The organism is Candidatus Wallbacteria bacterium (genome assembly GCA_028687545.1).
GTDB lineage: Bacteria > Muiribacteriota > JAQTZZ01 > JAQTZZ01 > JAQTZZ01 > JAQTZZ01.
Window position 1 is genome coordinate 1 of record JAQTZZ010000100.1, and the last position, 5,252, is coordinate 5,252.

At 51.4% G+C, this 5,252-nt stretch carries 4 protein-coding genes and 1 pseudogene; all 5 read left to right on the top strand.

Annotated features, from left to right (window positions below):
• Positions 1–46 precede the first annotated feature (46 nt).
• Positions 47–154, top strand: a pseudogene (locus tag PHW04_18995) (M23 family metallopeptidase).
• 71 nt (positions 155–225) lie between these two features.
• Positions 226–1,914: a peptide-binding protein gene (locus PHW04_19000; protein ID MDD2717982.1), complete on the top strand. Its 1,689-nt coding sequence runs from the start codon at positions 226–228 to the stop codon at positions 1,912–1,914.
• Between the two features lie 9 nt (positions 1,915–1,923).
• Positions 1,924–3,537: a peptide-binding protein gene (locus tag PHW04_19005; protein MDD2717983.1), complete on the top strand. Its 1,614-nt coding sequence runs from the start codon at positions 1,924–1,926 to the stop codon at positions 3,535–3,537.
• A 1-nt stretch (position 3,538) separates the two neighbouring features.
• The gene (locus PHW04_19010) at positions 3,539–4,510 is read left to right on the top strand and encodes an ABC transporter ATP-binding protein (GenBank protein MDD2717984.1); all 972 of its coding nucleotides are present in this window, start codon (positions 3,539–3,541) and stop codon (positions 4,508–4,510) included.
• A partial coding sequence (locus PHW04_19015; protein MDD2717985.1) for a dipeptide/oligopeptide/nickel ABC transporter ATP-binding protein occupies positions 4,507–5,252 on the top strand: 746 nt, incomplete at its 3' end. The genes PHW04_19010 and PHW04_19015, both read left to right, overlap by 4 nt.

Sequence of the window (5,252 nt, forward strand, 5' to 3'; positions counted from 1 at the left end):
TCTTGAGAACAGCCTTTTTAAGAGGGGGCAGTAGCTCAAGCAGGGTCAGCGGATCGGGCCCATCGGCTCCACCGGAAATTCCACGGGTCCGCATGTGCATTTTGAAATCCTGCAGCAGGGCAGACAGGTGAATCCCTATAAATTTCTTCCCTGAAATCCGACTTTCCCCCCATTGAATCCAGTCAGTAATTCTGTTATTCTCTAAAAAACCAGAGAGAGTTAATTATGAAATTATCTCAACTGATCTGTATTTTCATGATTTTTTTCACTGCCGGCTGCGGCAGCAACAAAGCTGATACCCCGTCCGGATCAGCCCAGCCCGGGACAGGGGAAGTCAGTGAAACCACTACTATTGCAACGGAAAATCTGGATCTTGATCTTTCTCCCGCCTATGGTGACACCCTGATCGAACATGCCCTTTCAGACGCTGTGATACTCAATCCCCTGATCTATACAGACTCACCCTCAGGAGACATCATCAGCCTGGTTTATAACGGCCTGGTGAAGCGGAATCAGAATCTGGAACTGGTGGGAGACCTGGCATCCAGCTTTGAAGTTTCTGCCGGAGGCCAGCTGATCACGTTTTATCTCAGGAAAGGCGTGAAATGGCATGACGGCGAGGATTTCACCGCAGCAGACGTGAAATTCACCTATGACAAGATCATGGATCCAGCTACCAAGACTGCTGACAGGGACAATTTTATCCTGATCGATTCCTTTGAAATCGTAGATCCATACACAGTCAAAATGCATTATAAGGAACCATTCGCTCCGGCCCTGGTCCGCTGGAGCATCGGGATCATTCCCAAACATATTTTTGAGAAGGAAAACATCAACACTTCCAAATACAACAAGCAGCCGATCGGCACAGGCCCCTATAAGTTCGTGGAATGGACGCCTGACGAGCAGATCCGGCTGGAAGCATTCGACAAGTATTTCGACGGCAAGCCATACATCAACCGCTATGTCTATAAGATTATCCCTGACGAGACTATGGCTTTCCTGGCCTTGAAGCGGAACGAGCTGGACACCATGGGCCTGGACCCCGAACGTTACGAAAAGCAGGCCAAATCAAGGGAATTCCTGTCCAGATTCAATATCTACACCTATCCTTCGATTTCGTTTTACACCTATATCGGCTACAACCTTCTGAATCCCGTTTTTTCAGATAAGCGTGTCAGGAAAGCTCTGACTCTTGCTACTGACCGCCAGGCCATCATCGATAATGTACTGCTTGGTCACGGTCAGACACTCTCAGGTCCGTTCGCTCCGACAGACTGGGCTTATGACCAGTCCATCAAGCCTCTCCCCTATGACCTTGCAGCAGCCAGGAAACTTCTCGCTGAAGCCGGGTGGTCTGACTCCAACAATGACGGCTTCCTGGAAAAGGATGGCCGCAGATTTTCGTTTACGCTCTCCATTCCGAACGGCAAGCAGACATTCAAGCTGATCGCCCAGCTTACCCAGGACTGCTGGAAAAGCATCGGGATCGAAGTGAAAATCGAACAGGTGGAATGGACTGTTCTGATGAAAATGTGCGACGACAAGAATTTCGACTCCATGATTCTGGGATGGTCGCAGGGACTCGATCCGGACCATTACAGCATCTGGCATTCATCCCAGATTCCGGATATGCCGGCCGGCAAGAACGGCAACAATTACATGTCATACATCAATCCAGAAGCAGACAGGCTCTGGGAACAGGGACGCACCACATTTGACCTGGAGCTGCGCAAGCAGATCTATCATAAGCTGCACTCAATTATCCATGAAGATCAGCCTTATACCTTCCTCTACGTGACTGACGCCATCGTGGCTGTCGACAACCGCATCCACGGGATCAAGGTCGCTCCTTCCGGTATTTATTACAATTTAGAGAAATGGTATGTCCCCAAAAAGCTTCAGAAATATTAAGGCGGAATGATGAAAAGACTGCTCTGCATTCTTTTGTTACTGTTCCTCTGTCAGGGCTGCGGGAGCGGCCAGAAAGCAGTTATCGAACCCGTAAAAGAACCGGCCAAGACAATTCCGAAACCTCCCAAATACGGCGGCACCCTGGTGGCAGGCTCGATCAAGGAACCTGTCACTCTCAATCCGCTGCTCTACATGGACGACGCCTCTGATACAGTGATCAGGCTGATTTTCAATGGGCTGCTGCGCTACAACAACAACTGGGAACTGGAAAAAGACCTGGCCGAATCATATCAGATCTCTGAAGACGGCCTGAAGATCAGCTTCAACTTGAAAAAAGGTGTGAAATGGCACGACAACCAGGCCCTGACTGCAGATGACGTGGTCTTCACCTATCAGGAGATGTGCAAGGGGCCGTATCCTTTTACAGACCAGTATTCAGTGATCGACAAAGTGGAGAAGTTTTCCGAACACCAGCTGACTTTCTTTTTCAAACGGAAGTATGCAGCCATGCTTGACCTGTTCACTCTCAGGATTATTCCCTCGCACCTGCTGCTTGGAAAAGATCTTAAAACATCCAGTTTCAACCAGTCGCCGATAGGGACAGGCCCTTTCCAGTTCGTGTCATGGGAGCCCGGGGAAATGCTGCATCTGATCGCCAATCCTTTATATTTCAAAGGCCGGCCCTATCTGGACCGCTTCGTCTATCAGGTGATTCCTGACAGCACGATCCTGTTCTTCGAACTGATGCAGGGCAAGATCGACGTGATGCCGCTCAGGGCCGAACAATACTACACCAACTGGGGCAGTGACAAGCAGCAGGCCGCCATCTCCAAGTACGCCTTTGACTCCGCGGCTTTCAGCCTGCTGGGATTCAACCTCAAGCACCCGCTCTTTGCCAGTAAAAATGTCAGAACTGCTCTCAATTATGCCATCAACCGCAACCAGATCATCGAAGGAGTGCTGCTCGGGATGGGCGAGGAAGCCAGCGGCCCCTTCACCAGGAGACACTGGGCTTACAACAGTGAACTCAAGCCCTACCCCTATTCCCTGGAAATGGCGGAGAAACTTCTGGCAGACGAAGGTTTTGCCAAAAATTCGGATGGTCTGCTCGCACGCAAAGGGGAAGTCTTCAATTTCACTCTGATCATCAACAGGGGCGACCATGAGCGTGAGCTGGTGGCCCTGATGGTGCGCGACAATCTCAGAAAACTCGGGATCAGAGTCAACATCAGGTCCCTGGACTGGAATGACGTGGTCAGCAACATTCTGCCCCAGAAAAATTACGACATGATCCTGATCGCGCTTGCCCCCAATCCTGACCCTGACGATGTCGCAGCCGCCTTTTATTCCGCCAGTGAAAGGGGAAGTTTCAACTTCTTCGGCTACAGCAATCCGGAAATGGACAAGCTGCTCGACCAGGGCAGAATCAGTCTGGACAAGACCGAGCGGATCAGGATCTACGCTCAGATGCAGAAAATACTTCAGGAAGATCTGCCTGTACTGTTTCTCTATCATCCGAAGGTGCTGTACGGCATCAACGGCAGGGTCAGGAACATCGATCCTGGTCCCGGGGATTTCTTTTATAACATTGAAAAATGGAGCCTGGATCAAGCCAGGGATTAAAATGGACAAACTGCTGGAAGTGAAGAATCTGACCGCCAGATTCGCGGGATCGACAGGCATGGGGTCCGCAGTCTCAGGCGTGTCTTTTGACCTGGACAAAGGCGAGGTCCTTGGGATCGCTGGCGAATCAGGCTCAGGCAAGACCGTGACTGCCATGTCCATGGTCAGGCTGCTGCAGTCTCCGGCCCAGGTCACTGCCGACTATGTCCGCTTCAGGTCTGAAGACCTGATGACAATGCCCGAGCATTTCCTGCGCGAATTGCGTGGTTCGGAAATCTCCATGATCTTCCAGGATCCTGTCTCGTTTCTGAATCCTGTGTTCAACGTGGGACAGCACATGTTCCAGACCATCCGCTGTCATAAGAAAATGTCTGAGCGCAAGGCACGGCTCCTCGCGCTTGAAACTCTGGAAAAAGTGGGGCTGTCCGAACCTGAGAAGAAGCTTTCCTATTACCCGCATCAATTGAGCGGAGGCATGGCCCAGCGGGTGATGATCGCACTCGCGATTGTCACAAAACCATCGCTCCTGATCGCTGACGAACCTTCCACATCCCTTGACGTGACCTTGCAGGTTCAGATCATAGACCTGCTGCTGCGGGTCAAGAATGAACTCAATAATTCCATCATCCTGATCACGCACAACCTGGCCATACTTTCGCAGATGGCTGACAGAGTCCACATCATGTATGCAGGCGAGATCGTGGAAAAGATCGCCATGAACACCCTGTTTTCGAATGCCTTCCACCCCTATACCAGGGGCTTGATCGATTCGCTGCCCCGCATTACCCGCAGGCTGGAACGGCTCAACACCATACCTGGGAACATCCCGGACATCTTCAGCTATTCCGAGTCCTGCAGATTCGCGGACAGATGCGAGCGGGTGATGGATATCTGCCGCAAAAAAAGCCCGCCTGAATTCGAAGTGAATCCAGGGCATTTCGCCTGCTGCTGGCTGGCTTCAGGAGAGAAATGAAGAAACTGCTCTCGCTTTTGAAACTCAGTAAAACCTATACAGTTCGGAAAAGCTTTTTCTTTTCAGCGAAAAACGAGCAGGTGACAGCCCTGCGCGATGTGAATCTGGATCTGCTGAGGGGAGAAACTCTAGGCCTGGTCGGCGAATCCGGCTGCGGAAAATCCACGCTTGCTAAAGGCATGCTGAAGCTGTTTCCTCTGGACAGCGGGGAGTTTTATTACGGCCTGCAGCCCGAGGAATTCCAGCGGATCGAGGAGCTCGCCCAGAAACCGCTGCGCACAGGCGGCGAATCCGAGGAACTCAGGATTTTCAAGTCTAAATATGAGCTGCTGCATAAGGACAGGGACGGCTGGTTCCCGTATCGCCGCAAGATGCAGATGATCTTCCAGAACGCTTACGCTTCATTCAACCCGGGCCTGAAAATCCGGAAAATCATGGAAGAGCCTCTGATGATACACGGCAATTACGATGCCAAAGACCGCGAGCAGCTGATCATTGAAATGCTCGGCAGGGTAGGCCTGTCACCTGACTATCTGCGGCGCTATCCCAAAGAGCTCTCTGGCGGGCAGCAGCAGCGTGTCTGCATTGCGCGGGCCCTGATTTTAAGGCCGGAATTCATCATCGCCGACGAACCTGTGAGCCTGCTGGACGGGTCAGTGCAGTCGCAGATCATCAACCTGCTGAATGATCTGAAGAAAGAAATGAATCTGACCATGCTCTTCATTTCGCACGACTTATCGGT